This window comes from Haloferax sulfurifontis (genome assembly GCF_014635105.1).
Lineage (GTDB): Archaea > Halobacteriota > Halobacteria > Halobacteriales > Haloferacaceae > Haloferax > Haloferax denitrificans.
On record NZ_BMCI01000003.1, the window covers coordinates 276,172 to 301,970 of the forward strand.

Here is a 25,799-nt window from a genome sequence, read left to right on the forward strand (position 1 = left end):
CTGCTCCGGCACTCGTATGCAGACAATGAGCACGCAGGACATCTCTCGCAGGCGGGCGTGGGTGATGGCGTCGCGGCCGCAGACGCTTCCGGCGGCCGCCGCGCCGGTCGTCGTCGGCACCGCGGTGGCCGTCCACGCCGACCTGTTCGCCCCGCTCCCCGCGCTCGCGGCGCTCGCGGGCGCGCTCCTCATCCAAGTCGGGACCAACTTCGCCAACGACTACTACGACGCGGTGCAGGGCGCGGACACCGAGGCCCGCGAGGGCTTCACCCGCGTCACCGCGGGCGGACTCATCCCCCCGGCCGAGGTCAAGCGGGCGATGTATCTCACCTTCGCCGCCGCCGTCCTCCTCGGCACGTACCTCGTCTACGTCGGCGGCGTGCCCATCCTCGTCATCGGCCTGCTCTCGGTCGCTTCGGGCATCGCCTACACCGGCGGTCCGTACCCCCTCGGCTACCACGGCCTCGGCGACCTGTTCGTCTTCGTCTTCTTCGGTCTCGTCGCCGTCGTCGGCACGTTCTACGTGCAGGCCGCGAGCGTCCTCGCCGCCCCCCTCACGGTCGGGATTCCCGAGGGGACCGTCACGCTCGCCGCCGTCCTCGCCAGCCTCCCGATGGCGGCCATCTCCACGAACATCCTCGTCGTGAACAACGTCCGCGACAAGGAGGAAGACGCGACCACGGGCAAGCGGACGCTCGCGGTCCGGTTCGGCTACGGCTTCGCCCGCGCCGAGTACCTCGCCATGCTCGCGCTCGCCTACGCCGTCCCCGTCTACCTCTGGACCCGCGCCGACTTCGACTGGTTCGTCCTTCTCCCCATGTTCTCGATGCCCGTCGCGGCCCGCATCGCGCGGACCGTCGTGACCGAGACGAAAGGCGAGAAGCTCAACCCCGCGCTCGAAGACACGGGGAAACTCCTCGCGCTCTACGCCGTCCTCTTTTCGGTCGGCCTCGTCCTCGCGTGACGATGCGCCTCCGCGAGTTCGCCGTCGACCTCCGAACGCCGCTTTCGACCGCCGCGGGCGATATCGAGCGCCGCGAGGGGCTCCTCGTCGCGGTCGACGTCGCGGGCGAAACCGGCGTCGGCGAGGCGACCCCGCTTCCGGGCTGGACCGAGTCGTTCGCCGACTGCCGTGACGCGCTCGCCGGGCTCGCCGAAGACGACGCCACCGGTGACGCCGACCCCGAGTCCCCGCTCGAAGACGGGACGCTCGCTGACGCGCCCGCCGCGAGACACGCCGTCTCGCTCGCCGTCGCCGACGCCCGCGCTCGCGCCGCCGGCCGGCCGCTCGCCGCGGCCCTAGACACCGACTCCCACACCTCGCTTCCGGTGAACGCGACCCTCGGCGACGACGGTCCCGAGGCGACCGTCGAGGCCGCCGAAACCGCCGTCGCGTCGGGGTACGACTGCCTCAAACTGAAGGTCGGCGCGCGGGACCCGACCGACGACGTGGCGCGCCTGCGGGCGGTCCGCGAGGCGGTCGGTCCCGACGTGTCGCTCCGGGCCGACGCGAACGCCGCGTGGGACCGCTGGACCGCCGACCGCTTTCTCGACTCGGTCGAGGAGTCGGTCCTCGACCTCGACTACCTCGAACAGCCGCTCCCCGCCGACGAACTCGACGGCCACGCCGCGCTCCGACGGCTCCACGACACGCCCATCGCGCTCGACGAGTCGCTTTCGGCGGTCCCGGTGGGACGGGCCATCGCCTCGAACGCGGCGGACGTGCTCGTCTGCAAGCCGATGGCGCTCGGCGGCCCGGACCGCGTCCGCGACCTCGCGGCCCGCGCCCGCGACGCCGGCGTGGCCGTCGTCGTCACGACCACCATCGACGCCGTCGTCGCCCGACTCGGCGCGCTCCACGTCGCGGCGTCGCTCCCCGGCGACCGGGCCCACGGGCTGGCGACCGCCTCGCTCCTCGACGCCGACCTCGCGGCCGACCCGGCACCCGTGCGCGACGGCCGGATGCGCGTCCCCGACGCCCCCGGTCTCGGCATCGACGTGGACGCGGTGTTCCCCTGAGGCGCAGACAACAATCAACTCTCCACGGTCCAAACGTTTTTCACGATTCTGCACGTCGTCCCGGGGGATGACCGAGGTCGAACTCGACTCCGACGCGGTACGGCTCGCGCTCGACGACGGCGTGGCGACGGTGACGCTGGACGCTCCGGCGGTTCGGAACGCGCTGACGGTCGAGGTGACCGCCGGCGTGCGCGAGGCGCTGGACACGCTCCCCGGCGCGGCGCGCTGTGTTGTCGTCCGCGGGAGCGACGAGGCGGGCGCGTTCTGCGCCGGCGGCGACGTGAACGCCATGAGTGAGCTACAGGCCGACGCGATGACGCTCCCCGAGGCGGTCGACCACGTCGTCCGCGACACCGCCGACGCCGTGCGCCGCGTCTACGAGTGCGACCTGCCGACGGTCGCGGCCATCGACGGCCCGGCCGTGGGTGCGGGCGGCGCGCTCGCCATCGCCTGCGACCTCCAACTCCTCCGCGAAGACGCCTTCGTCAGCTTCGGCTTCCGCCGGGTCGGTCTCGCGGTCGACTCCGGCGTGTCGTACCTCCTTCCCCGACTCGTCGGGCGCAACGTCGCCATGGAACTCGTCTACACCGGCGAGGAACTCGGTCCCGAGCGGGCGCTCGAACTCGGCGTCGTCAACCGCGTCGCGGGCGAGGACGAGTTCGAAGCCGACCTCGCCGCCCTCGCGGAGCGCATCGCCGGCGGCCCGACGAAGGCGCTCACCGCCTCCAAGCGCCTGCTCCGCCGCCCCGACGACTCCATCGAGGCGGCCATCGAACACGAGGCGTCGGCGCAGGCGGTCATACTCGACACCGACGACCACGCCGAGGGGCTGGAGTCGTTCGTGAGTCGCCGAGAACCGGAGTTCGAAGGGACGTAGCCGGGCAGTCGGGCGGTCTCACCCGGCCTCGCGCCTCCGCCGGCCCCGCGTTCGGTGCATACTTGTCGCCGCCCGGTGACGCCGGGAGTATGGTCACCGTCACCGTCTGGAACGAGTACCGACACGAGAGGGAAGACGACGAGGTCGCCGCGGTCTACCCCGACGGCATCCACGCGACGATAGCCGAGGGGCTCCGCGAGGCCGGCTACGACGTGCAGACCGCCACGCTGGACGAACCCGAACACGGGCTCACCGAGTCGGTCCTCGACGACACCGACGTGCTGGCGTGGTGGGGCCACAAGGCCCACGACGAGGTGGACGACGACATCGTGGACCGCGTGGTCGACCGCGTCCGCGACGGGATGGGGCTTCTCGTGCTCCACTCGGGGCACTACTCCAAGCCGTTCAAGCGCCTGATGGGGACGACCTGCTCGCTGAAGTGGCGCGAGTCGGGCGAGAAAGAGCGCGTCTGGGTCGTCGAGCCGGGTCACCCCATCGCCGACGGGCTTCCCGAGTCGTTCGAGGTCCCCCGCGCCGAGATGTACGGCGAGCGGTTCGACATCCCCGCGCCGGACGAACTCGTGTTCACGTCGTGGTTCGAGGGCGGCGAGGTGTTCCGCTCGGGCTGTTGTTACACCCGCGGCAAGGGCCGCGTCTTCTACTTCCGGCCGGGCCACGAGACCTACCCAATCTACGAGCAGGCGGAGGTTCGCACCGTCCTCGACAACGCCGTCGAGTGGGCCGCCCCCGGCGACGGCCCCGACCCGTACTTCGGGAACGCAGAGCCCATCGAAGACCTCGACTGAAGCGTCGGGGGATACCGCCCGAACGGAACCGTCCGGAGCGCCGACTATCATAAGTGGATGCGGTCCGGAGAACGTCCATGGCACAACCGACGAGCGGACAGCGGCGACTGATGTTCGCCCTGTTCGCGTTCGCGACGCTCGTCTTCCTCCTCGGCATCGTCGTCATCGGCTACCTCGCCGGCGCGTTCTGAGGTCGGTTCCGGGGCGGTCGCCTCGCCGATGAGCCCCGCGCTCAGCGGGTCGCGTCGTCGGGGTGGTAGGTCTTTCCGCGCGAGCCGTCGGCGGTCATCCGGCGGAGCGTCGCGGCGGCGTTGCTCGCGTCGTAGCCGAACAGCACGTCTTTGGCGTACTCGTCTGCGACCTCGATGGCGTGGATGAGGTCGTCCACGTCCACGTTCACGGCGTACAGTTCGAGCGAGAAGTCGGCGTCGTACGGCTCCAGAAGCGAGACGAAGCCGCGGGCGATGGTTTCGAGCCAGTAGGTCGTCCCGTAGTGGGTGTCGTACAGCGGGACGACGAACTCGTCGACGTACTCCGAGAGCGCCTCGATATCGAGGCCGGCGCGGCGGTAGAGGTGGCCCGGATAAGGGTCGGGATACAGCGTGAGATACAGGCGGCCGGGGACGCGCTCGGCGGCGTCGGCGACGAAGTCGGTGATGACCTCGGCGCGCCACTCGAACCACGCGCCCTCGTCGTCGGCGTCGCGGTCGCGGTCGTCGGCCCACGCCTCGAACTGCGAGGTACACCGCTCACACCGGCAGTACTCGTCGCGGGGGAAGCCCACGTCGTCGAGGCGCACGTCGCCGTTGGCCGCGGCGGCGTCCGCGACGATTTCCAGCAGGCCGGCGCGGTACCTCTCGTTCGTCGGGCAGATGTACGCCCAGTCGAAGTACGTGCGGTCGCGCGTCGCCGGGTTCCCCTCGCCGTCGACGGGGACCAGTTCGGGGCTCTCGTTGGCGGCGGCGTTGTCGCCGAAACACGAGATCATGTTGACGGCGTTCGACAGCGGTTCGGCCGCCCGGCCGGTCACGTCTTTGACCTCGTAGAACCCGCGGTCGAACTCCGGCCAGTCGACTTCCTCCTCGTTGCGCGTGACGACCCCGTACATGGCTCCGCCTTCGCGCGGGCGTCGGGTAAGTCGTTCGCTCTCGGGCGTGCGGCTCGCTCCCCGGCTCGGCCGCTGGACGGTCGAGAGTCGGGCAGACTCGGTCGGAGTCGACCGAGCGCCGAGAACGTGGTTACTCTTCGATTTCGACTTCGACGGTCTCTCCGCTACCGGAAAACACGGTGTAGAGGACCGCGATGAGCGCCAGTACCAGGACCAGTTTGGCCTTCTTGGACATACCGAGAACTTCGACCGCACCGCACTAAGTGATTACGACACCGGGAGAACGCGCGCAGGTGACTGGGAACTGGCCACTCGCGCTCTACTGCGGTTCATTTTTTGTGAGAATTCACAGAAACTTTATATTATCTGAGACCATTCTGTTTGTCGTTCAGTTCGTTCCTTCCGCCCGATGCCACTCGACTCCTCGATTCGCGTCCTTTCCGCCGACGGCGACCGCGCGATTTTCCGCGCCGTCCAGCGGGCGGTCTCGCCCGCCGTCGTCGACTCGGCGGCGACGCTCGCCGCCGCCCGCCGCGCCCTCGACGGCGACGCGTACGACTGTCTCGTCCTCGGCGCGGCGTTCCCCGACGGCGACGGCGTCGCCCTGCTCCGCGAGGTTCGCGCGACCGACGACGACCTCCCGGTGGTCTTCCTCGCGACCGACGACGCCGACCACGCCGTGACGGAACTGGTCGATTTGGGTATCGACGCCTACCTCGACCGTGTGGCGGTCCTGCGGCGGGCCGAGCGCGACAACGGCGACGACAGCGACGACAGCGACGGCGATGGCACCGACGCCCCCGCCGACGCGCCCTCTGACGACGCGCTCGGTTCGCGCGTCCGGCGGCTCGCCTGCGAACACCACAAGGCGCGGGTCGCCATCGACGCGTTCGACCGGGGGGCGACCCCGGCCGACGCGAGTTGGTTCATCGAGGACGCCCTCGACGCGCTCGACGACGTGTTCTACGTCTACGACCGCGAGGGGAAACTCGTCTCGTGGAACGAGCGGCTCACGGAGCTCACCGGGATGTCGGCCGCCGAACTCACCGGGATGTCGGCCGACGCGTTCTTCCACGAGGCCGACCGCCCGGCGGTCAAACGCGCCGTCGAGGAGGTCATCCGAACGGGAACGACCGTCGTCGAAGCGCGGTTGCCGACCGACGACGGCGCGCTGTTGTTCCAACTCACCGGCCGCCGGCTCGCGGGACCTGACAAGGAGCTCGTCGGCTTCTGCGGCGTCGGCCGCGACATCACGACCCGCCGGCAACACGAAGAGCGCCTCGCACAGCAAAACGAGCGCCTCGGCGAGTTCGCGCGGGTCCTCTCGCACGACCTTCGGAACCCGCTTTCCGTCGCGATCGGCTTTCTCGACCTCGAACGACAGGTGAACGACTCCGCGAACCTCGAACGGGTCGCCACCTCGCTGACCCGAATCGACGACATCGTCACCGACGTGTTGACCGCGGCTCGCCGCGGGACGGCCGTCGTCGAGTTCACGCCCGTCTCCGTCGAGGCGGTCGCCCGCCGCGCGTGGGACACGGTCGAGACGGGCGACGCGACGCTCGTCGTCGAGTCGACCGCGACGGTCCACGCCGACCCCGGCCGGCTCCAGCGGCTGTTCGAGAACCTGTTTCGGAACGCTGTGGAACACGGGACCGCGGACGAGCGGGCCTCGCCGCTGACCGTCCGCGTCACCGCGTCGCCCGCCGAGGGGACGGTCGCGGTCGAAGACGACGGCTCCGGCATCGCCGCCGCCGACGCCGCGCGGGTGTTCGAACGCGGCTTCACCACCTCGCCCGAGGGGACGGGCTTCGGCCTCGACATCGTCCGGTCGCTGGCGGAGGCCCACGGCTGGTCGGTCTCCGTCGGGGCCGCGGCGACAGGCGGCGCGAGATTCGAGTTCGACGGCGTCGAGTTCGCCGACGAGGACCACCGCTGTCCGGCGAGCGCCGCGAGAAAAAGGGGGTTGGACGACCCGTAACGCCGGTCAGTTCACGTCGAGGTTGGCCGCGACTTCGTCCTCGCGGACGATAGTCTCGCAGTAGTCACAGCGCACGCCGTCCGAGAGGACCGTAAAGCGGGACTGGATGGGTTCGTCGGCGTTCGAGATGCAGTTTCTGTTCGGACACGAGATGATGCTCGCGACGGCGTCGGGGCGGACGACCCGGTTCTTCTCGACCACGTCGTAGTCGCGGACGATGTTGATGCTCGCGGCGGGCGCGATGAGCGACAGCACGTCCACCTCGGACTGGCTCAGCTCGCGGCCCTCGACCTTCACGATGTCCTTGCGGCCGAGGCGGTCGGAGGGGACGTTCATCCCGACCGAGACCGCCTCCCCGCTGGTGCCGTCGATGCCGAGGATGGCGAGGACGTTGAGCGCCTGTCCCGCGGCGACGTGGTCGATGACGGTGCCGTTTCGAATCTTCGAGACGCGGAGTTGGTGGTCGTCAGTCATCGTCTTGGGAGAGGAGGATGTCCAGAAGCGCCATCCGGACCGGGATGCCGTTGTGGGCCTGTTCGAAGTACGTCGCGTGGTCGGTGTCGTCGATGTCCGGCGAAATCTCGTCCACGCGGGGGAGCGGGTGCATGATTGTGAGGTCGTCGGACGCCGCTTCCAGCGTCTCCGAGTCGATCTGGTACTGCCCCGCGACCTTGCGGTACTCGTTTTCGTCGGGGAAGCGCTCGCGCTGGATGCGCGTCACGTAGAGCACGTCGAGTTCGGGGAGCACCTCGTCGAGTTCGGTGTGTTCTCTGACCTGCGCGCCCGAGGCGTGGAGGTCGTAGCGGACGTTCCGGGGGAGCCGCAGGCTCTCGGGGCTGATGAAGTGCTGGCTGGCGTCGAAGTTCGTCAGCGCCTCGGCCAGCGAGTGGACCGTCCGGCCGTACTTCAGGTCGCCCATGATGCCGATGGTGAGGTCGTCGAGGCCGGCGTTCTCCCGGATGGTGTAGAGGTCCAGCAGGGTCTGACTCGGGTGCTGTCCAGCGCCGTCGCCCGCGTTGACGAGGGGCACGTCGACGAACTCGGAGGCCATCGTGGCCGCGCCCTCGCTCGGGTGGCGGAGCACGAGCGCGTCCGCGTAGCCCTCGACCACGCGGACGGTGTCTGCGAGCGTCTCGCCTTTCTTGACCGACGACGACTCGACCGGGCCCATATCGACGGTCTGGCCGCCGAGGCGTTTCATCGCGGAGTCGAAGCTCATCCGGGTTCGCGTGCTCGGCTCGAAGAAACAGAGCCCGAGAACCTTTCCGGCGTGTCGTTGCCGGAACGCGGCCGGGTCGGCGTCGATGTCGGCCGCGCGGTCGAGCACCGCCTCGATGTCCTCCCGCGAGAGGTGCGACGCGGAGATGAGGTGGTCCTGACGCATCGATGAATGACGCGACCTACACCGACTTGAATCCCCCGGCATCGGCCGCTCCGAGTGATATTCACCACCATGCACAGAATCGCCGGCGTCGGCGACTGCGGCGGACACGGCACGGCGGGCGAAACGGTCGAAAAGCGAGGCGACGAGGCGGCAGGACGAAACGCCGAGACGGCACGACGAAACGCCGAGACGACGACTGACCTCGACCCTACGGCCAGTTGCCGGCGGAGTCGTAGGAGTCGACGACGCGGCGGATGGCGACGACGTAGGCCGCGGTGCGGAAGTTCGGCAGGTCGTGGGTCTCGTAGGCGTCGACGAGTTCCTCGAAGGCGTCGACGATGACGCGCTCCAGCTCGTCGTTGACGCGCTGTTCGGTCCAGTAGAACCGCTGGCGGTTCTGGACCCACTCGAAGTACGAGACGGTGACGCCGCCGGCGTTGGCGAGGATGTCGGGGAAGACGTGGACCTCGCGCTCGGTGAGCACGTCGTCGGCGTCGGGCGTGAGCGGGCCGTTGGCGGCCTCGACGACCACGTCCGCGTTCACGTCGTGGGCGAGTTCGCCGTCGATGGCGTTCTCCAGCGCGGCGGGGACGAGCAGGTCCACGTCGAGGGTGAGAAGCTCCTCGTTGGTGATGGCCTCCGTTCCCTCGTAGTCGGAGACGGTGCCCGTCTCGTTTTTGAACCCCTTGACCGCGCGGGTGTCGAGGCCGTCGGGGTCGTAGACGCCGCCGGAGGAGTTGGAGACGGCGACGACCGTCGCGCCGAGGTCCTCGATAAGTTTCGCGGTGACGGAGCCGGCGTTCCCGTAGCCCTGGACGGCGACGGTCGCGCCCTCGATGTCGCGGCCGAGGTAGTCGAACGCCTCGCGGGCGGTGAGCATCGTCGAGCGCCCGGTCGCCTCGACGCGGCCCTCGCTGCCGCCGTTCGAGAGCGCCTTGCCGGTGATGACGCCCGGCGCGGTGGTGTTTTCGAGGGTCTCGTAGGTGTCCTTAATCCAGTTCATCTCGCGCTGGCCGGTGTTCACGTCGGGCGCGGGGATGTCGCGGCTCTCGCCGATGAGGGGCCGAAGCTCCTTGGCGAACGACCGGGTGATGCGTTCGAGCTCGGACTCGGAGTACGCCTTGGGGTCGATGACGATGCCGCCCTTGCCGCCGCCGTAGGGGATGTCCACGACGGCGCACTTGTACACCATCCAGCCCGACAGCGCCTTCACCTCGTCTCGGCTGACGTTCGGGTGGTAGCGAATCCCGCCTTTGTACGGGCCCCGGTCGCCGTTGAACTGCGACCGGTAGGCGCGAAACAGCTCCACGTCGCCGTCGTCCATCTCGACGGCGAGGTTCGCTTCGAGGACTCGCTCGGGGTTCTTCAGCCGCTCGATAACGTCGTCTCGCACGTCGAGGTAGGCGGCCGCGTCGTCGATTTGCTCCTGTAGACTCTCGAAGGGATTCGCCTCTTGTGCCATGCCCTAATACGCTCCGGGCATCCGGTTAAGCGTAGCGGGGATTTTAGCATACCACAGTATTGAGACACATACCCAACGATAAAACGTGGCAGTCGGTGCGCCGACCGCGACGGCGCGCCGGCCGGGGCGCGCTCAGTACGACTCGCCGGCGCGGTCGAGAATGTTCTCGGCCTGCTTGACGAGCGGGGCGTCTATCATCTCGCCGTCGACGCCGAAGACGCCCCGGCCCTCCTCTGCGGCCTCGTCGCGGGCGCGAAGCACCTTTTTCGCCCACGCGACGTCCTCGTCGTCGGGTGAGAACGCCTCGTTGATGACGGGCACCTGCGCGGGGTGGATGGCGAGTTTCCCGTCGTAGCCGAGTCGCCGACCGAACGCGGCGTCCTCGCGGAGTCCCGCCTCGTCCTGATAATCGACGTGGAGCGTGTCGATGGCGTCGACGCCGGCGGCCGCGGCCGCGACGACGACGCGCTCGCGGGCGTAGAGCACCTCGGTCCCGTCGTCGGTCCGGGTCGCGCCCACGTCGGCGGCGAAGTCCTCCGCGCCGAAGACGACGGCGGCGGTGTCGGGCGCGGCCGCGACCTCGGGCGCGGCGAGGACGCCCGCCGCGCTCTCGACGATGGCGATGACGGGACAGTCAGCGCCGACCTCGCGGGCCGCGCCGGCGACGCTCGTCACGTCCTCGGCGCTCGTCGCCTTCGGGACGACCAGCACGTCCGGCGGGTGTTCGGCGCAGACGGCCTCGATGTCGTCGCGCCCGGCGGCACCGGGGTTGACGCGGACCGCGACCTCGGCGTCCGGGTCGAACTCGGGGTCCGCGAGGACCGCGGCGACGGTCTCGCGGGCTTCGGCTTTCCTGTCGGGCGAGACGGCGTCTTCGAGGTCGAAGACGAGCACGTCCGCGCCCGCGCCGGGGGCCTTCCGCAGGAGTTCGGGGCGGTCGCCGGGGGAAAACAGGACGCTTCGTCGGGGCATGGTGTGTGTATCGAGGGGGGCGGTGAAATATCGACGCGTCGGCGACCCGGCTCAGGGCCAGAGGCCGCGGTGTTCGTGGGCCTCGGAGACGCGTTCGAGCGCGACCATGTAGGCGGCGTCGCGCCACGTCACGTCGTGTTCCTCGACGCGCTCGCGGACGGCGGTCCACGCGCGGAGCATCTCCGTCTCCAGTTCGTCGTGGACGCGTTCGAGCGACCACGAGCGGTGGTTGAGGTCCTGCAACCACTCGAAGTACGAGACGGTGACGCCGCCGGCGTTGGCGAGGATGTCGGGGACGACCGGAATCTCGCGTTCCTCGAAAATCTCGCTCGCCGCGGAGGTGGTCGGACCGTTCGCGCCCTCGACGACGAGGTCAGCCTGCACGTCGCCGGCGTTCTCGGCGGTCAGGACGTTGCCGACGGCGGCCGGGATGAGCACGTCGACGTCGAGTTCGAGCAGTTCCTCGTTCGAGAGCTTCCGCGGCGCGTCGTACTTCATGACCGCCTCGGGCTCTTCCTCGTGGGTCGGCACGTCGTGCGTGTCGAGGCCGTCGGGGTCGTAGATGGCCCCGTTCACGTCGGAGACGGCGACGACCGTCGCGCCCTCGTCGTCGAGGAGTCGCGCGGCGGGCGCGCCGACCGAGCCGAACCCCTGGACCGCGACGGTGGTGTCTTCGATGTCCCAGCCGAGGTAGTCGATGGCCTCACGGGCGATGATGGCGACGGAGCGGCCGGGCGCGGTGTCGCGGCCCTCGCTCCCGCCGACGACGGGCGGCTTGCCCGTCACGACGCCCGCCTTCGTCTCGCCTTCCTGCATCGAGTAGGCGTCCATGAACCACGCCATCGTCTGGGCGTCGGTTCCCATGTCGGGCGCGGGGATGTCCTTCGTGGGGCCGATGAAGGGCCGAAGCTCCTCGGCGAACCGCCGGGTGAGCCGCTCTTTCTCGTCGGCCGAGAGGTCCTTGGGGTCGACGACGATGCCGCCTTTGCCGCCGCCGAAGGGCAGGTCCATCACGGCGCACTTCCACGTCATCCACATCGAGAGCCCGATGCACTCGGCCTCGGTCACGCCGGGGTGGAACCGGAGGCCGCCCTTGTAGGGGCCGCGGACGCTGTCGTGCTGGGCGCGGTAGCCGGTGTAGACCGCGGTCGAACCGTCGTCGCGCTCGAGCGGCACCGAGACGCGGTGAACCTGATTCGGATGCCGAAGCCGCTCGATGACGCCGGGGTCGACGTCGAGGTTCGCCGCCGCGCGTTCGAGCTGTCGGCGGGCCGTCTGGAGGGCTGTCTCTTCGGTCGGTTCGTCGTCCGTCGCGGTGGATGGTACTGCGGATGCCATGATTGGTCGTGCCGGCCGAGCGCCGGCTGTGCCGGGGGACAGACGCGTTGTCCCGCGCCCGCAGTGACGGCCGAACCGTCGACCGAACGGCCGACCGAATCAGCCGCCATCGGGCGCTTTCGCAATCCTCTATTGTGGATAATTATAATGGTTGTTATCTAGTTTTGTTCGGGGCAATAGTTGTCACACGGTGCGACCGACCGGCACGGTTTTATCACGGTCTATCACACGCACCACTATGACCGGTCTGTACTACGAGGAGTTCGAGGTCGGCCGGACCATCGAACACGAAAAGCGCCGTACCGTCTCGGAGTCGGACAACCAGCGGTTCTGCGACATGACGATGAATCAGCAACCGCTCCACCTCGACGCCGAGTTCGCGGCCGACTCGCAGTTCGGCGAGCGACTGGTCAACGGCCTCTACACGATGAGCCTCGCGGTCGGCCTCTCGATTCCCGACACGACCGACGGGACCATCGTGGCGAACCTCGGCTACGACGACGTGTCCCACCCGAACCCGGTGTTCTACGGCGACACGCTCCGGGCGCAGACGACCGTCCTCGACAAGCGCGAGACCTCCGACGGCGAGCGCGGCGTGGTGACGATGCGCGTCGAGGTGTTCAATCAGGACGACGAACTCGTCTGCGAGTTCGAGCGCACGGCGCTGTCGCTGAAACGCGAGTTCGCCGACGATGTCGACGCCGACGCGGACGACGCCTGAACCGGCTGACTGGACCGGCCTCCAACCCACCCGCACCGTTTTCTCTCCGGCGTCGCTAAGCCGGACATGGATTTCGACGGTCTCTCTGCGCGAGTCGCGTCGGCCAGCGACCGGGCCGCGTCGGTCGCCGCCCGCGCACCCGACCCGATGACCGTCGCCCGAGTCGGCCTCGGCGCGATGGTGTTGGCCGCGGGCGTCCACAAACTTCTGGACCCGCTTTCGTGGTCGGCCTACGTCGTCCCGTGGCTCGCGCCGTTGCTCGTCGTCTCGCCGGTGACGTTCATGCTCGTAAACGGCGTCCTCGAAGTCGGCTTCGGCGCGGCCATCGTCGCCGACCGCTACACCGCCCTCGCGAGCGCCGTCGCGGCCGTCTCGCTGTCGGCGACGTGTCTCTACCTCGCGGTCGTCTTCGTCGTCGAGGGGGGCCTGTTCGGCGACGTGCTCGCCCGCGACATCGGACTGGCGGGGCTCGCGTGGGCCGTGCTTCTCGACTCGCTCCGGCGGCCTACCCGAACACCGTGACGAGGATGAGTTGCGTGTTCATCAGCCCGGCGACGCCCCACGGGACGGCCACGCCGATTGGAATCGCCCCGCGGTAGCGACTCGGGAGGACGTGCCACGCGACGACCGCGACCGCGAGCACGACGAGTTTCAGCGAGATGAGCGCACCCACCGGCCCGAGCGCGGGCATGAGCGCGAGAACGACGGGGTTCAGTTCGGCCAGTCCCCGGCCGAGACCGTAGAGCGTCGTCAGCACGTCGAGGACGAACGCCAGCATCGTCACGGTCCAGAGGACGTGCTCGTCGCTCACCGCGTGTGTGAGTGCCGGTCGGGGCGTCTCGGGAATGGGGAGTTCGTGGCTCATGGCGGGCTATCGGCAGGCGACAGTTCCCGAAACCGGGCCGAGACGACGGGCGGGACGCGGTGGAGCGGGACGGGAGTCAGCAGGCGATAGCGTCCGTAGCACCCCCGACACCCTCAGTACGAACCGCTTAGGTCAGTTACCGTGAGATTACCCGCCGGAAAAACAGAGCATTAACCCCCGAGTCGGCTCAGATGACGGTCCCGTGTTTCTTGTCGGGGAGCGACTTGTCCACGTCCGCGTAGAACTCGAAGCGGGCCGCAAGCTCGTCGCGGAGGGTCGACGGCGGGACGATTTCGTCGATGACGACCTCGCTCGCCATCCGGTGGGCGTCGATGTCTTCTCTGTACTCCTCGCGGAGTTCGTCTTCCATCCGCGCCCGTTCTTCGGGGTCGTCGATGTCGGCGAGCTTGTTCGCGTACACCGCGTTGATGGCGGCCTCGGGGCCCATGATGCCGATCTCCCCCGAGGGGAGCGCGATGACGCTCTCGGGGTCGTAGGCCGGGCCACCCATGGCGTAGATGCCCGCGCCGTAGGCCTTCCGCACGATGACGGTCTGCTTGGGCACCGTCGCCGACGACGTGGCGTAGATGAACTTCTTTCCCTTCTCGAGGATGGCGTCTTTTTCGACCTGCGAGCCGGCCATGAAGCCGGGCGTGTCACAGAGGTAGAGGAGCGGAATTTCGTAGGCGTCGCAGGTCCAGATGAACTCCGCGGCCTTCTCGGCGGCGTCGGGGAAGATGGCTCCCGAGCGCTCGGTGGGCTGGTTGGCGACGATGCCGACCGGCCGGCCGTCGATGCGGGCGAACGCGGTGACGATTTCCTCGCCGTAGTCGGGTTTCAGTTCGAACACCGACTCGGCGTCGACGACGCGCTCGATGAGGTCGTGGGCGTCGTAGGGGCGGTTCGGCGACTCGGGGATGAGTTCGTCGATGCCGTCGGGCGAGTACCGCGGCGGTTTCGACTCGGAGCGCGGCGGCTTCTCGCCGGCCTTGTCGGGGAGGTAGGTGACGAGTTGGGCGACGAGTTCGCGGGCGTGGGCCTCGTCGCGGGCGACGAGGTCGGCGCTCCCGGACTCCTCGGCGTGCATCCGCGCGCCGCCGAGGTCCTGCATGGAAATCTCCTCGCCGGTGACCATCTTCACCATCCGCGGCGAGGCGATGGCCATCGCGGACATCCCCTCGATCATGACCGTGAAGTCGGCGAAGACGGGCGTGTAGGCCGCGCCGGCGATACACGGCCCGTAGAGGACGCAAATCTGCGGGACGTACCCCGAGAGCATCGAGTGGTTGTAGTAGTACTTCCCGATGCCCTCGCGGTTGGCGAAGAAGCCGGTCTGCTGGTCGATGCGGCCGCCCGAGGAGTCCATCAGGTAGAGCACCGGCTTGCCCGTCTTGAGCGCCCGCTGTTGCATCCGAAGGAACTTCTCGACGCCGCGGCGGGCCATCGACCCGGCCTTGACCGTGAAGTCGTTGGCCATGACGTGGAGGTCGCGACCCTCGAACTCGGCGGCACCCGTGAGCAAGCCGTCGCCGGGCAGGCGGGTGTTCGGGTCCGCCTCGTCGACCTCGGGAGAGTTCTCGTGCCACGAGTCGAAGTTGGCGAACTTGCCGTCTTCGAACGCCAGCCCGTCGGGGAACCAGAGGTCGAGGCGGTCGCGGACGAACAGCTTTCCCGACTCCGGCAGGCGCTGTTTGTACTTCTCGGGGCCGCCGCCGAGGATGTCCGCGATTTCCTCGCGGAGTTTCTCCTCGCGCTCTGTCGGTCCCATGTCGTCGTCCAGCGGGAAGGTGTCCGCGGGCGGTTCGGCGTCCGCGACGGCCTCCTCGCCGTCGCCGACGAAGACGTTCACGTCCGTCCCGAGGTGTCGCGCCAGCGCGTTGGCGATGGCCTCGGCCTCGTCGCCGGTCGCGCCGTCGCCGATTCTGACCTTCATACTCGGTGATGCACCACCGTATTCAAAATGGTTTTCCATGCACGATTTGCCGGGCGGTCGAATAGAGGCCGGCGGCAGTCCGGCCGCAGTCCGCTCGGAGACCAGTCGCTATCGACTGCGGAGTCCGTGGAAAACGAGTGTGCCCGGTCGTTTCGGTTCGCTCGGTGCGGTCGGTGCGGTTACTGTGGTCGACGAGTCGGGCGCGCTCAGTCCAGCGCGGCTTCGAGCATCGCCACGAGGTCGGTGTTGCCGACGTACATCGGGGTCCGCGCGTGGAGTTCGTCCTTGTCCACGTCGAGAAGCGACTTCGTGCCGTCGGAGGTCGCGCCGCCGGCCGTCTCGATGACGTAGCCGATGGGGTAGCCCTCGAACTGGACGCGGAGTTTGCCCTCGGGGGCGGACTCCAGCGTCGGGTACGCGAAGATGCCGCCGTAGGTCAGAATCTGGTTCACGTCGCCGATCATCGACCCGCCGTAGCGGAGCTTACGCGAGGCGTCCTGTTCGACCTCGCGGGCGAACGCCTCGAAGTCGTCGGTCCAGTCGGGGACGCGGCCGCCGAAGCCGTACACCGACCCCTCGTCGGGGAGCGTAACGTCCTCGCGGACGAGCTCGTGGCTCGCGTCGTCGTGGATGACGTACTCGTCGACGGTCCCGTTGCGGGCGACGACCATCGTCATGACCGGGCCGTAGAGGACGTAGCCGGCGGCGACGAGGTCGCGGCCGTGGGCCGGCAGGGGGGCCTCGTACACCGCGAAGATGGTCCCCATCGTGTTGTTCGGCTTCAGGTTAGACGAGCCGTCGAGCGGGTCGACAGCGACCGACAGGCGACCGGTGCCAACGTCCACGGACTCGGGCCGCTCCTCGCTGGCGTACTCGCCGACGCCGTCGAGCGCGCCGATGCGCTCGCAGAGGAGGTCGTCGGCGAACACGTCGGCGGCCATCTGCGTCTCGCCGCTCGGGTTCTCGTCTTCGGCGGTGACGCGCCGGCCGGGCAGGCCGGTCCGAATCTCGGGCGCGGTGCTCGCGATGACGTCGACCACGCCGTCGATGGTCCGCACGTCGCGGGCGGTCTCGGCGGTGTTGATGTCTGTCGTCGCCATCAGGCCCACCCCTCGGAGCGTCGGCGAGTCGTCGGCGAGTCGTCGGCGAGGCGGGAACTGCCCCCGAGCGTCGTCGGGGCGGAAGATACCGTCTGCGGGGAGTCGACGGCCGTGTCGGAACCGGGCATCATCTGATTCAAAATGGTGTAACTACCTATATAAATACTGCGTCTAGAGTGGTTTAGGAGATATTGCTGGATTCAGTCGTTATGGGGTCTGTAACAAAATATTACGGGAGAATACGATGCGAATGAAAATTACTACTCAGATAGTAAAAATTCGGACGGCAGTCAGAACCGGCGGTCATTCCATGGCGTCGCGCGCCTGGTCCTTCCACGCGCTGACGACGGTCGGGTCGATTTGGAGGGCGTCGGCGACGTGTTCCGGGTCGGCGGTGGCGAGTCGCCTGACGGACCGGACGCCCGCCTCGGCGAGCAGTTCGACGTCGGCCTCGTCGACGCCGGCGAGCGTCGTGAGCGGTTCGGGTTTCGACCGCTCGCGCCACGCCGCCTCGGCCGCGAGCGCGTCTCCCGAGCCGTCGGCCGACGCGCCGGTCGTCTCCCGCCCGCTGGGCGTCCAATCACCCGACGCCGTCGGCCCCGAGGGCGTGTCCGGCCCGCCTTCAGACCCCGACGGCGTCCAGTCCCCGTCTCGCGCGGACCCGTTCGTCCCTGTCGTCTCGCCCCGGCCGCTCGGCGTCCAATCGCCGGCCTCGCCGTCGCTGTCGCCGTCGTCGGCGTCGTCTGCGCCGCCGGTCTCGTCCCAGTCGCCCGAACTCGCGGCGACCCACGCGCGCTCGTCGTCGCCCAGTCCGCGGACCTGCGACGAGCGCCGGTCGAGGTCGTCGCCGGAGTTGAACGACCACGAAAGCGAGTGCCAGCGCCGAATCTTCGCCGCCACGCCGGGGTTCGTCCCCGCGGCGACGAGGTCGCGGTAGCACACCTCGCCGTCGACGATAGCGGCCGCGTCGATGTTCGCCCCGGCGAGGCAGTCGGCGGTCGCCGGGCCGACGTATTTCAGGTCCTGTAGCTCCGTCGGGACGCCGTCGCTCGCGCGCTCGCCCCGCGGTCTGAGCAGGTGCGTCAGCGCCTCGTCGGGGTCCGACGGCCCCTCGTCCGCCTCGTTCGCCCGGGTCGAGCCCTCGCCGTCGCTCGGGCGCGCGTCCGAGACGGCTTCCCCTCCGTCCCCGCTCGCGTCGTCTCTGTCGTCTCTGCCGGCGTCGTTCACCCCAATCACCGTTGCATGTCCCCATTCTTGCGCCCGACTTGAGTCTTCCCGTGGTAGTCACGGGTCTGTCACTATTCCGAACGCATCGGCAAGTTTTACCTCCCCACCTCGCGCAGACCTGGACATGTACGATACCGAAGACATCGACACGGTGGGCGTCGTCGGCGCGGGAACGATGGGCAACGGCATCGCGCAGGTGGCCGCGATGGCCGGCTACGACGTGGTCATGCGCGACCTCGAACCCGAGTACGTCGAACGCGGCCTGTCGGCTATCGACGACAGCCTCTCGCGATTCGTCTCCAAGGAGAAACTGACCGCGGAGGAGGCCGACGCGACCAAAGGGCGCGTCTCGGGGACGACCGAACTCGCGGACCTCGCCGACTGCGACCTCGTGGTCGAGGCGGCCGTCGAGAACATGGACGTCAAGCGCGACATCTTCGCCGACCTCGACGACCTGATGCCCGAGGGCGTCGTGCTGGCGACGAACACCAGCACGCTCTCCATCACGACCATCGCGGCCGCGACCGAGCGCCCCGAACTCGTCGTCGGCCTCCACTTCATGAACCCCGTGCCGATTATGAAGGGCGTCGAGGTCGTCCGCGGCGAGAAGACCGACGACGAGGTCGTCGCGTTCGCCCACGAGTTCTCCGAGGACCTCGGCAAGGAGACGTGGGAGTCCGACGACAAACCCGGCTTCGTCACCAACCGCATCCTCATGCCGTGGCTCAACGAGGGCATCCGCGCCTACGACGAGGGCGTCGCCGAAAAGGAGGACATCGACCGCGGCATGACCCTCGGCACGAACGTCCCGATGGGGCCGCTCACCCTCGCGGACCACATCGGCCTCGACATCTGTCTGGACGCCTCCGAGACGCTGTTCGAGGAGCTCGGCGACCGCTACAAGCCGGCGTACCTGCTCAAGCGCAAGGTCGCGGCGGGCGACCTCGGCAAGAAGACGGGCAAGGGCTTCTACGAGTACGACTAACGGCGCTCGTCGGGCGTCTGCGGTCGTCCCCTTTCGTCAGCCGCGGGACGGCGAAACTGTTGCCCCGCGAAGGGGAAGGCTATCAATCCTGAAACCCCGCGCGAACGCTTTTTATGCCGTCCCGCGTGAAACTCTCACAATGATTACGGTCGAGAACCTGCGGAAGACCTACGGCGACTTCCCCGCCGTCGTGGGAAGCGACTTCTCGGTCGAGTCGGGCGAGGTGTTCGGCATCGTCGGCCCCAACGGCGCGGGGAAGACGACGACGCTGAAGATGCTCGCCGGGCTCGTCGAGCCGACCGGCGGGTCGGCGTCGGTGCTCGGATACGACCCCGAGGAGCCGGCGATGCGGCGCAAACTCGGCTTTCTCCCCGAGGAGTCGCCGCTGTACGAGGACATGACGGCGCGGTCGTACCTCCGATTCTTCGCCGACCTCTACGACGTGCCCCGCGACGTGGCCGACGAGCGCACCGGCGCGGTGCTCGACCGCCTCGACCTCGAATACCGCGACCGGCGACTCGGCGACATGTCGAAGGGAATGAAGCGAAAGGTCGCCATCGCCCGGTCGCTCGTCAACGACCCCGACCTGCTCATCTACGACGAACCGGCCAGCGGCCTCGACCCGCTGACGACGAACGTCGTCTTGGAGTTCGTCCGCGAACTCCGCGACGAGGACAAGACCGTCGTCTTCAGCGCGCACAACCTGTTTCACGTCGAGTCCATCTGCGACCGCGTGGTCATCATGAACCGCGGGGAAATCATCGCCCGCGGGACGGTCCCCGAGATTCGCGCGGAACACGGCGAGACGACCTACCGCGTCTTCACGACCGTCCCGCTCGCGGAGACGCTCCCCGCGGACGACGAGGCCGACGGCGAGGAGCGCCACGTCGCCGTCGTCGACGAGATGTCGGCCGTCGAGTCGCTCCGCGAGCGCGCCGAGGCCGCCGGCGGCCGCGTCGCCGACATCCGAACCGACGAGGCGTCGCTGGAGGACATCTTCCTCCGCCTCGCCCGCGAGGCGCCCACGACGAGCGAAGCCGAGGGCGGACGCGGCGGGGCCGCCGGCGGGACCACCGCCGTCGACGAGCCCGAACGGCGCGTCGCCGGAGGGAACGAGCAGTCGTGAGCGACCGCCGAACCCGACTCATCGCGCACGCTCGGACCGTCCTCCGCATCGCCCGCTGGGAGGTGTCGCGCTCGGCGGGGACGCTCGACCGCCGAACCGCCGTCATCGGCCTCGTCGCCGTCCTCGTCGCCGGCGGCATCGCGGCGGGCGCGGCGGGCGGCGGCGGCGCGCTCGACCGCGACCTCTACCGCGTCGGCATCGCCGGCGACAACCCCTACTACGACGCGGTCGAGCAGTCGTCGACGCTCGACCCGCGCCCCGTCTCGGACCCGAACGTCGAGCTCGTCGTCAGCGAGACGCACATCTCGGTCGCGGACACGCAGACCGGCCGGGCCGCCTACGCCGCGTTCCGCGACGCGGTCCAGTCGTACAACGAGCGACAGATGGCCCGCGAGGAGAACCAGTCCGCCGCGTTCCCCGTCGTCGTGGACCTCCAGTACCGCGAACGGGACGCGCTGGTCCCGACCGGAAGCCGCGTCGACGCCAGTGCAGGCGGTGGCGGCGACCCCGGGACTGCTGGCGGCGGCGGAACCGACACCGAAGCAGGGGATGGCGGTGGAACCGGCGACACCGCGGGCGGGACAGCCGGCGGCGGCCCGAGCGCGTCCGACGCCGCGGCGGCCGACGACGGCAGTGTCGACGCCCCGTCGCTCGGCGGGATGGCTGGTCTGTTCGGCGGCGACACCAGCGGGTCGCCGGCGAGCATCAGCCCGCCGTTCCCCTTTGCCTCGCTCGTCCTCGCGTTTGCCTTCCTCGTGCCGATGAACTTCGTGATTCAGGCGTACGGGTCGAGCGTCCTCAACGAGCGCATCAACCGCCGCGGCGAACTGCTCCTCGTCGCGCCCATCTCGCCGGGCGACATCGTCGCCGGCAAGACGCTCCCGTACCTGCTCGGCACGGTCGCTATCACCGTCGCAATCGCGGCGGCGGTCGGCGGGGGCGTCGTCTCGGTGGCCGCGGTCGTCCCCGTCGGCCTGCTGTTCCTCGCGTCGACGTTCGTCGGCGCGATGTTCGCCCGGTCGTTCAAGGAGCTCACGTTCGTCACGGTGACGGTGTCGGTGTTCCTGACGACGTACACGTTCGTCCCGGCCATCTTCACGAACATCACGCCCATCGCGCTCATCTCGCCGCTGACGCTCGTCGTCCGCGACCTCGCCGGCGAGTCGATTCCGCTCGGCGAGTTCCTGTTTTCGGTCGGGCCGATTCTCCTCGCCGCGGGCGTGTTGTTCCTGCTCGGCGTCGGCGTCTACCGGGAGGAGGACATGTTCACCCAACGCCCGGTCCCGCTGAAGTTCCTCGACGCGCTCGACAGCCGCATCTCGCGGGCGCGCTCGGTTGCGACGCTGTCGGCGCTGTCGATTCCGTTCGTCTTCATCGCCGAACTGCTGGCCATCGCTGTGCTTTTCGTCCTCCCCATCGACCTGACCGTCCCGATGATTCTCGTCGCGGTCGCGGTCGTCGAGGAGCTGGCAAAGAGCCTCCACGTCCTCGCCGCCTTCGAGAAGGCGCGGTTTTCCCGGACGCTCCGGTCGTCGCTCGTCCTCGGCGGGCTCTCGGGGCTCGGCTTCTTCGTCGGCGAGAAGTTCACCGCCATCGCCCAACTCGCCGGGTTGCAGTCTCTCACCCTCGGACAGACCGCCTTCGCGCCCTCCGGCGTCGGCATCGCCGACGGCACCGGCGTGAGCGTCCTCGTCGTCCTCGGGCTGTTCCTCGCGCCGCTTGTGCTCCACGCGGTGACCGCCAGCGTGACCGCCTTCGGAGCGAGTCGGGGGCGCTCGGCGTACGGCGTCGCGCTCGTGGGTGCAATCGCCATTCACCTCGTCTACAACCTGCAGGTGGTGAGCTCCCTTGGGTAACCCGCGATTCGCCATCGCCCGGCGCGAACTCGGCAGTCTCCGCAAGGAGAAGACCATCGTGCTGGCGCTGGCCATCCAGCTGTTCGTCGCGGCGTTCTCGTCGTTCCTCGTCGTCGGCCTCGTCTCGCTGTACGACCCCGGCGCGGCGAGCTATCAGGTCGACGTGGCCGTCACGGGCGACGAGGAGGCCGTCGAGGACCTGCTCCGCGCCGTCGGGACCGAAGACGGACTCAGCGGGCGGCCGTACGCCTCCTCGTCGGACGCGCTGACGGCGTTCCAACAGCGGGAGGTCGATGCCGTCTTAGAGGCCTCGACGGGCGAAGACGGCAGGATACGAGTCACGGCGGTCGCGCCCGACTCGGGGGTAGAGACGACGGCGGTCGTCGTCCGCCTCCGCGACGCGCTCCGCGAGCTGGAGCGCACCGAGCGCGCGGAGCGGAGCGCGTCCCTCGCAACGGACCCGCTTTCCCTCCCACCGGCGACGGAGTCGAGCCCGTACTTCGGCTTCACCTACACGGTGCTCGTCCCGCTTCTGCTGTTCCTGCCCGTGTTCATCTCCGGGTCGCTGGTGGTGGATTCGCTCGCCGAGGAGGTCGCCCGCGGCACGCTCGAACTCCTCCGCGTCGCGCCCGTGAGCTTCGCGGCCGTCGTGGACGGGAAGCTCCTCGCGGCCGGCGGACTGGCCCCGGTGCAGGCCATCGCGTGGATGCTCCTCCTCCAACTGAACGGGACCGCTATCGAGAGCGTACCGTGGCTGTTCGGTATGGTCGCCGGACTGTCGGCCGTCGTCGTCACCCTCGGCGCGGCGGTGGCGATTACGTCGCCCGACCGCCGGGTGGCACAACTCCTGTACTCCATCGGCGTGCTCCTCGTCTTCGCGGGCACGTCGCTTCTGCCCCTGAACCCCGCGAACACGGCCGCGCGACTGGCGCTCGGGACCGCGGGCGTCGGCGCGAAGGCCGCCGTCGCGGGGCTGGTCTTCGTCGGCGTCGTCGCGCTTGTCGGCCTCCGATTCCTCGTCGACCGGGTGGACCCGAACGAACTCGGCTGAGGTGCTCGGGTGTCGTCCCCGGGGTTCGGCGCTCGCGTTTTCGGTGCCGGCCACGCCGCACCGGAAGTCGTACAAGCCCCGAGTCCGAGAGGCGACACATGGCACTCGGAGGAACCGCGAAGAAGCTCCAGAAGGTCGCAGAGATGGCCGAAGACGTGTACAAGAAGCTCAACGAACTGCGCGAGCAGGTCGTCGAGGTCCGCGAGACGGTCAACGAGACGAAGTCGCGCGTCGACCGACTCGAAGCCGAGAACGCCGAACAGCGGGCGATTCTCGAAGCCATCGCCGAAGAGCAGGGTATCGACCTCGACGCCGTCATCGCCGACGCACACATCGCCGAGGCCGAGGAGGACGCGGCCGGCGACGAGACCGCAGACGCCGACGCATCTGACGCCGACGCGTCGAGTGACGCCACCGACGAAGCGTAAGCCGACTAGCCCCTCCGTCTCTCTGGTTCTCTTTCGGCACCACGCTCCCGTCGGAGCCCCGACTCGGACTTCAGAGCGGCGTCTCTCGACTCGTTCTCGTGCGAGTCCGCTTCCGGCGAGGGGGAACGACGGGATGAAAACGTTCAGGGTCTGGGGCAACTTTTGCCCGCGTATGACCACGCACCGCGGCCCCTTCGACTCGGTGCTCGACACCGTCGGCGAGACGCCGCTCGTCAGGGTCCACGCGTCGCCCGACGAGGTGCCCGTCTACGCGAAGCTCGAATCGTTCAACCCGGGCGCGAGCGTCAAGGACCGCATCGGGAAGTACATGCTCGAACGGATGCTCGAATCTGGCGAACTCCCCGAGGGCGGCACCATCGTCGAGCCGACCGCCGGCAACACCGGTATCGGCTTCGCCGTCGCGGCCGGCCAGCTCGGCATCCGCGCGGTGTTCGTCGTCCCCGAGCGGTTCAGCGTGGAGAAACAGACGCTCATGCGCGCGCTCGGAGCCGACGTGGTGAACACGCCCACCGCCGACGGGATGGGCGGCGCTATCGACCGCGCCCACAAGCTCGCCGACGAACTCGACGACGCCGTCGTCCCCCAGCAGTTCTCCAATCCGCTCAACCCCGAGGCGCACTACGAGACGACCGCGCCCGAGATTTACGACGCGCTCGACGGCGCGGTCGGCGCGCTCGTCGCCGGCTGTGGCACCGCGGGCACGCTCATGGGGCTGGCGCGCTACGGCCGCGAACGCCACGAAGACACGTTCGTCACCGCCGTCGAACCCGAGGGGTCGCTCTACGCCCGGCTCCACGGCCGCGACGTGGCGGAGGCGTCGTACAAGACCGAGGGCATCGGCACGCACGACCCCGCGACCAACGAGCTGTTCGACCCCGAACTGGTGGACGAAATCGTCCAAATCGGCGACCGCGACACCCACGCCGAGATGCAACGCCTCGCCGCGGAGGAGGGACACCTCGTCGCGTCGAGCGCCGCCGCCAACTCGCTGGCCGCCATCGACGTGGCCGAGCGCGCCGCCGCCGGCGACCTCGACCTCCCCCACGACGCCGTGGTCACGGTGTTCCCCGACTCCTCGGAGCGATACCTCTCGAAGGGCGTCTACGGCGACTTCGAGTCGTGGGAAGGGTAGCAAAGGCCGGCCGGAAGCCGACCCGGGTCGAACCGCCGGTTCGGCGGGCGCTCAGGCGAGCCGCGAGTGCTCGACCTTGAAGCACCGGTCCTGAACGAACGAGAGCCCCGCCTCCTCGGCGCGGGCGGCCGCGTCGTCGTCGCGGATGCCGAGTTGGAGCCAGACGGCGGCCACGTCGCCGCGGGCGTCGGCGCGCTCGATTGCGGCGTCGACGATGTCGCCCGCCTCCTCGGACGGTCGGAACACGTCGACGATATCGACGTCCTCGTCCACGTCGGCGAGCGAGTCGTACGCCGTCTCGCCGAGAATCTCGTCGTGGAACGGGTTGACGGGGACGACGCGGTAGCCCTGTCTCTGTATGTACGCCGGGACGTCGTGGGCGGGCTTGCCGGGCGTGGCCGAACAGCCGACGACCGCGACGGTCTCGGCGTCGAACAGCGCGCGGATGTCGTCGTCGCTGGTGATGGGCATACGTACGAGGAGACGGGGCGCGGATAAAAACGTCAGGCGGCTGTGCGGCGCGGCCGCCGTCCCACTCCCGCCCGTCGGTCCGCAGTCTCTGGTCTCTGGAATCGTCGTCTCACAGTCGTAGACGGCTCGAGGTCTCGTCTAGTGGTCCGCGATGCGGATGTCCGGCGGCGCGTCCTCGTGGGTCGTGATGATGCCGTCGAAAAGCTGTTTGATGGTGTTCATCGTCCGGTCGTCGTGGGCGTCGGCGTCGATGGTGAACAGGCCGAGTCCGCCCACGCTCTGGATGCGGCCGGTGAACACGTGGAGGAACCGGAAGACGGTCTGGAGGTCGGCGTACATCAGGAGCGTCGACAGCGAGTGGAGCATGATGCGGTTCTCCGAGAGCCCGCGGTCCTGGTAGTACTCCTGCAGAATCTCCGAAAGCTTGATTCCGATACCGGTCATGTCGACCGGCGACGACGTGTAGCGGATTCGCTCGTCGTCGCGGACTTCGCCGACGCCCTGCTGTTTCGTGACGCAGTCGACGACTGCGACGGGTTTGCCCTCGTAGTCGAGTCGTTTGCCGAAGTCCGAGAGGATGCGGTCCGCGCCGTCTTTGGTCGTGACGATGATTGACCCCTCGCCGTTTCGAGTCCCCGCCGCGAGGATGTCGAGCGCCAGCGAGCGCTTGCCGGTCAGCGGCGGTCCGACGAGGAGGAGGTTCGTGCCCGGTTCGACCTCGACGTCGAGATCAGCGCCCAGGTTATACATGCAGGTACCTCGGCTCGATGTCGTCGACTCCGAGGAATGCACTCGCCTGACGCTTCCGCTCGCCGGGGGTCATCGGATAGTACGACCATACAGTGAGCCGGTAATATTCTTTTTGATTGGAGGATCGAACACTTCCGGTTCGTCGGGGTGTTCTCCGGGAACTGACCGGTCGCTCGTCCCCACCGT

Annotated in this window: 26 protein-coding genes; 13 read left to right on the plus strand and 13 right to left on the minus strand. The window is 68.9% G+C overall.

Annotation, left to right across the window (positions count from 1 at the left end; translation table 11 throughout):
- Nucleotides 1-25 precede the first annotated feature (25 nt).
- From IEV64_RS09685 to IEV64_RS09700, 4 genes are all read left to right on the plus strand, one after another.
- Entirely contained in the window at nt 26-964 is a 939-nt protein-coding gene (locus tag IEV64_RS09685; RefSeq protein ID WP_188423764.1) for a 1,4-dihydroxy-2-naphthoate polyprenyltransferase, read from the plus strand.
- A 2-nt stretch (nt 965-966) separates the two neighbouring features.
- Nucleotides 967-2,019, plus strand: a complete 1,053-nt coding sequence (menC, locus tag IEV64_RS09690) for an o-succinylbenzoate synthase (protein ID WP_188423765.1) — start codon at nt 967-969, stop codon at nt 2,017-2,019.
- Nucleotides 2,020-2,086: 67 nt separating this feature from the next.
- Nucleotides 2,087-2,896: an enoyl-CoA hydratase/isomerase family protein gene (locus tag IEV64_RS09695; protein ID WP_188423766.1), complete on the plus strand. Its 810-nt coding sequence runs from the start codon at nt 2,087-2,089 to the stop codon at nt 2,894-2,896.
- Nucleotides 2,897-2,985: 89 nt separating this feature from the next.
- On the plus strand, nt 2,986-3,702 hold the full coding sequence (locus IEV64_RS09700; RefSeq protein ID WP_188423767.1) for a ThuA domain-containing protein: 717 nt from the start codon (nt 2,986-2,988) through the stop codon (nt 3,700-3,702).
- Nucleotides 3,703-3,934: 232 nt separating this feature from the next.
- Here IEV64_RS09700 and IEV64_RS09705 read toward each other — a convergent pair whose 3' ends face one another.
- Nucleotides 3,935-4,810 carry a hypothetical protein gene (locus IEV64_RS09705; protein ID WP_188423768.1) on the minus strand — a complete coding sequence of 292 codons (876 nt, stop codon included), beginning with the start codon at nt 4,808-4,810 and terminating at the stop codon, nt 3,935-3,937.
- Between the two features lie 409 nt (nt 4,811-5,219).
- Between IEV64_RS09705 and IEV64_RS09710 the strand changes: the two genes are divergently transcribed.
- Nucleotides 5,220-6,791, plus strand: a complete 1,572-nt coding sequence (locus IEV64_RS09710; RefSeq protein ID WP_188423769.1) for a hybrid sensor histidine kinase/response regulator — start codon at nt 5,220-5,222, stop codon at nt 6,789-6,791.
- Between the two features lie 6 nt (nt 6,792-6,797).
- Here IEV64_RS09710 and pyrI read toward each other — a convergent pair whose 3' ends face one another.
- The 5 genes from pyrI to gdhB all read right to left on the minus strand — a co-directional run bounded on the left by pyrI (nt 6,798) and on the right by gdhB (nt 11,947).
- Nucleotides 6,798-7,265, minus strand: a complete 468-nt coding sequence (gene pyrI / locus IEV64_RS09715; protein ID WP_004043480.1) for an aspartate carbamoyltransferase regulatory subunit — start codon at nt 7,263-7,265, stop codon at nt 6,798-6,800.
- Entirely contained in the window at nt 7,258-8,175 is a 918-nt protein-coding gene (pyrB, locus tag IEV64_RS09720) for an aspartate carbamoyltransferase (protein WP_007273735.1), read from the minus strand. Before pyrB ends, pyrI begins: the two co-directional genes overlap by 8 nt.
- 208 nt (nt 8,176-8,383) lie before the next feature.
- Nucleotides 8,384-9,637: a Glu/Leu/Phe/Val family dehydrogenase gene (locus IEV64_RS09725; RefSeq protein WP_188423770.1), complete on the minus strand. Its 1,254-nt coding sequence runs from the start codon at nt 9,635-9,637 to the stop codon at nt 8,384-8,386.
- 132 nt (nt 9,638-9,769) lie between these two features.
- On the minus strand, nt 9,770-10,609 hold the full coding sequence (locus IEV64_RS09730) for an HpcH/HpaI aldolase/citrate lyase family protein (protein WP_188423771.1): 840 nt from the start codon (nt 10,607-10,609) through the stop codon (nt 9,770-9,772).
- Nucleotides 10,610-10,660: 51 nt separating this feature from the next.
- The gene (gene gdhB, locus IEV64_RS09735; RefSeq protein ID WP_188423772.1) at nt 10,661-11,947 is read right to left on the minus strand and encodes a glutamate dehydrogenase GdhB; all 1,287 of its coding nucleotides are present in this window, start codon (nt 11,945-11,947) and stop codon (nt 10,661-10,663) included.
- A gap of 190 nt (nt 11,948-12,137) precedes the next feature.
- On the opposite strand from gdhB, the gene IEV64_RS09740 reads away from it, so the two are divergent.
- Together IEV64_RS09740 and IEV64_RS09745 are read left to right on the plus strand one after the other, a co-directional pair.
- On the plus strand, nt 12,138-12,668 hold the full coding sequence (locus IEV64_RS09740; RefSeq protein WP_338041842.1) for a MaoC family dehydratase: 531 nt from the start codon (nt 12,138-12,140) through the stop codon (nt 12,666-12,668).
- A gap of 66 nt (nt 12,669-12,734) precedes the next feature.
- The gene (locus tag IEV64_RS09745; protein ID WP_188423773.1) at nt 12,735-13,190 is read left to right on the plus strand and encodes a DoxX family membrane protein; all 456 of its coding nucleotides are present in this window, start codon (nt 12,735-12,737) and stop codon (nt 13,188-13,190) included.
- Here IEV64_RS09745 and IEV64_RS09750 read toward each other — a convergent pair.
- From IEV64_RS09750 to IEV64_RS09765, 5 genes are all read right to left on the minus strand, one after another.
- Nucleotides 13,174-13,533 carry a DUF5658 family protein gene (locus IEV64_RS09750; RefSeq protein WP_007273740.1) on the minus strand — a complete coding sequence of 120 codons (360 nt, stop codon included), beginning with the start codon at nt 13,531-13,533 and terminating at the stop codon, nt 13,174-13,176. The genes IEV64_RS09745 and IEV64_RS09750 overlap by 17 nt on opposite strands.
- A 187-nt stretch (nt 13,534-13,720) precedes the next feature.
- Nucleotides 13,721-15,466, minus strand: a complete 1,746-nt coding sequence (locus IEV64_RS09755; RefSeq protein ID WP_188423774.1) for an acyl-CoA carboxylase subunit beta — start codon at nt 15,464-15,466, stop codon at nt 13,721-13,723.
- A gap of 206 nt (nt 15,467-15,672) precedes the next feature.
- Nucleotides 15,673-16,566, minus strand: coding sequence for a class 1 fructose-bisphosphatase (locus tag IEV64_RS09760; RefSeq protein ID WP_007273742.1), 894 nt, complete (start codon nt 16,564-16,566; stop codon nt 15,673-15,675).
- Entirely contained in the window at nt 16,566-16,697 is a 132-nt protein-coding gene (locus IEV64_RS19955; protein WP_268237537.1) for a hypothetical protein, read from the minus strand. The genes IEV64_RS09760 and IEV64_RS19955 overlap by 1 nt, the downstream gene beginning before the upstream one ends.
- Before the next feature lie 172 nt (nt 16,698-16,869).
- Nucleotides 16,870-17,793 (minus strand): helix-hairpin-helix domain-containing protein, encoded by a 924-nt coding sequence (locus IEV64_RS09765; protein ID WP_188423920.1) that lies wholly within the window; start codon nt 17,791-17,793, stop codon nt 16,870-16,872.
- 124 nt (nt 17,794-17,917) lie between these two features.
- Between IEV64_RS09765 and IEV64_RS09770 the strand changes: the two genes are divergently transcribed.
- The 6 genes from IEV64_RS09770 (at nt 17,918) to IEV64_RS09795 (ending at nt 24,392) form a co-directional block, all read left to right on the plus strand.
- The gene (locus tag IEV64_RS09770; protein WP_188423775.1) at nt 17,918-18,778 is read left to right on the plus strand and encodes a 3-hydroxyacyl-CoA dehydrogenase family protein; all 861 of its coding nucleotides are present in this window, start codon (nt 17,918-17,920) and stop codon (nt 18,776-18,778) included.
- Between the two features lie 139 nt (nt 18,779-18,917).
- On the plus strand, nt 18,918-19,904 hold the full coding sequence (locus tag IEV64_RS09775; RefSeq protein ID WP_188423776.1) for an ABC transporter ATP-binding protein: 987 nt from the start codon (nt 18,918-18,920) through the stop codon (nt 19,902-19,904).
- On the plus strand, nt 19,901-21,760 hold the full coding sequence (locus IEV64_RS09780) for an ABC transporter permease family protein (RefSeq protein ID WP_188423777.1): 1,860 nt from the start codon (nt 19,901-19,903) through the stop codon (nt 21,758-21,760). Before IEV64_RS09775 ends, IEV64_RS09780 begins: the two co-directional genes overlap by 4 nt.
- Entirely contained in the window at nt 21,753-22,811 is a 1,059-nt protein-coding gene (locus tag IEV64_RS09785; protein WP_188423778.1) for an ABC transporter permease, read from the plus strand. The genes IEV64_RS09780 and IEV64_RS09785 overlap by 8 nt, the downstream gene beginning before the upstream one ends.
- A gap of 98 nt (nt 22,812-22,909) precedes the next feature.
- On the plus strand, nt 22,910-23,239 hold the full coding sequence (locus tag IEV64_RS09790; protein WP_007273748.1) for a DUF5798 family protein: 330 nt from the start codon (nt 22,910-22,912) through the stop codon (nt 23,237-23,239).
- A gap of 172 nt (nt 23,240-23,411) precedes the next feature.
- Nucleotides 23,412-24,392, plus strand: a complete 981-nt coding sequence (locus tag IEV64_RS09795; protein WP_007273749.1) for a PLP-dependent cysteine synthase family protein — start codon at nt 23,412-23,414, stop codon at nt 24,390-24,392.
- Nucleotides 24,393-24,443: 51 nt separating this feature from the next.
- On the opposite strand, the gene IEV64_RS09800 is transcribed toward IEV64_RS09795, so the two are convergent.
- Both IEV64_RS09800 and IEV64_RS09805 read right to left on the minus strand, forming a co-directional pair.
- Nucleotides 24,444-24,863 carry a CoA-binding protein gene (locus IEV64_RS09800; protein ID WP_007273750.1) on the minus strand — a complete coding sequence of 140 codons (420 nt, stop codon included), beginning with the start codon at nt 24,861-24,863 and terminating at the stop codon, nt 24,444-24,446.
- 138 nt (nt 24,864-25,001) lie between these two features.
- Nucleotides 25,002-25,613, minus strand: a complete 612-nt coding sequence (locus tag IEV64_RS09805; RefSeq protein ID WP_004969949.1) for an RAD55 family ATPase — start codon at nt 25,611-25,613, stop codon at nt 25,002-25,004.
- Nucleotides 25,614-25,799: the final 186 nt, after the last annotated feature.

Bases quoted from the DNA above. Each gene is read 5' to 3' on its own strand.
- pyrB (WP_007273735.1), bottom strand. From the start codon at position 8,175: ATGCGTCAGGACCACCTCATCTCCGCGTCGCACCTCTCGCGGGAGGAC.
- IEV64_RS09725 (WP_188423770.1), bottom strand. From the start codon at position 9,637: ATGGCACAAGAGGCGAATCCCTTCGAGAGTCTACAGGAGCAAATCGAC.
- IEV64_RS09695 (WP_188423766.1), top strand. From the start codon at position 2,087: ATGACCGAGGTCGAACTCGACTCCGACGCGGTACGGCTCGCGCTCGAC.
- IEV64_RS09730 (WP_188423771.1), bottom strand. From the start codon at position 10,609: ATGCCCCGACGAAGCGTCCTGTTTTCCCCCGGCGACCGCCCCGAACTC.
- IEV64_RS09775 (WP_188423776.1), top strand. From the start codon at position 18,918: ATGATTACGGTCGAGAACCTGCGGAAGACCTACGGCGACTTCCCCGCC.
- IEV64_RS09755 (WP_188423774.1), bottom strand. From the start codon at position 15,466: ATGAAGGTCAGAATCGGCGACGGCGCGACCGGCGACGAGGCCGAGGCC.
- IEV64_RS09685 (WP_188423764.1), top strand. From the start codon at position 26: ATGAGCACGCAGGACATCTCTCGCAGGCGGGCGTGGGTGATGGCGTCG.
- IEV64_RS09770 (WP_188423775.1), top strand. From the start codon at position 17,918: ATGTACGATACCGAAGACATCGACACGGTGGGCGTCGTCGGCGCGGGA.
- pyrI (WP_004043480.1), bottom strand. From the start codon at position 7,265: ATGACTGACGACCACCAACTCCGCGTCTCGAAGATTCGAAACGGCACC.
- IEV64_RS09745 (WP_188423773.1), top strand. From the start codon at position 12,735: ATGGATTTCGACGGTCTCTCTGCGCGAGTCGCGTCGGCCAGCGACCGG.
- IEV64_RS19955 (WP_268237537.1), bottom strand. From the start codon at position 16,697: ATGATGCCCGGTTCCGACACGGCCGTCGACTCCCCGCAGACGGTATCT.
- IEV64_RS09805 (WP_004969949.1), bottom strand. From the start codon at position 25,613: ATGTATAACCTGGGCGCTGATCTCGACGTCGAGGTCGAACCGGGCACG.
- IEV64_RS09750 (WP_007273740.1), bottom strand. From the start codon at position 13,533: ATGAGCCACGAACTCCCCATTCCCGAGACGCCCCGACCGGCACTCACA.
- IEV64_RS09795 (WP_007273749.1), top strand. From the start codon at position 23,412: ATGACCACGCACCGCGGCCCCTTCGACTCGGTGCTCGACACCGTCGGC.
- IEV64_RS09705 (WP_188423768.1), bottom strand. From the start codon at position 4,810: ATGTACGGGGTCGTCACGCGCAACGAGGAGGAAGTCGACTGGCCGGAG.
- IEV64_RS09710 (WP_188423769.1), top strand. From the start codon at position 5,220: ATGCCACTCGACTCCTCGATTCGCGTCCTTTCCGCCGACGGCGACCGC.
- IEV64_RS09800 (WP_007273750.1), bottom strand. From the start codon at position 24,863: ATGCCCATCACCAGCGACGACGACATCCGCGCGCTGTTCGACGCCGAG.
- menC (WP_188423765.1), top strand. From the start codon at position 967: ATGCGCCTCCGCGAGTTCGCCGTCGACCTCCGAACGCCGCTTTCGACC.
- IEV64_RS09790 (WP_007273748.1), top strand. From the start codon at position 22,910: ATGGCACTCGGAGGAACCGCGAAGAAGCTCCAGAAGGTCGCAGAGATG.
- IEV64_RS09760 (WP_007273742.1), bottom strand. From the start codon at position 16,566: ATGGCGACGACAGACATCAACACCGCCGAGACCGCCCGCGACGTGCGG.
- gdhB (WP_188423772.1), bottom strand. From the start codon at position 11,947: ATGGCATCCGCAGTACCATCCACCGCGACGGACGACGAACCGACCGAA.
- IEV64_RS09700 (WP_188423767.1), top strand. From the start codon at position 2,986: ATGGTCACCGTCACCGTCTGGAACGAGTACCGACACGAGAGGGAAGAC.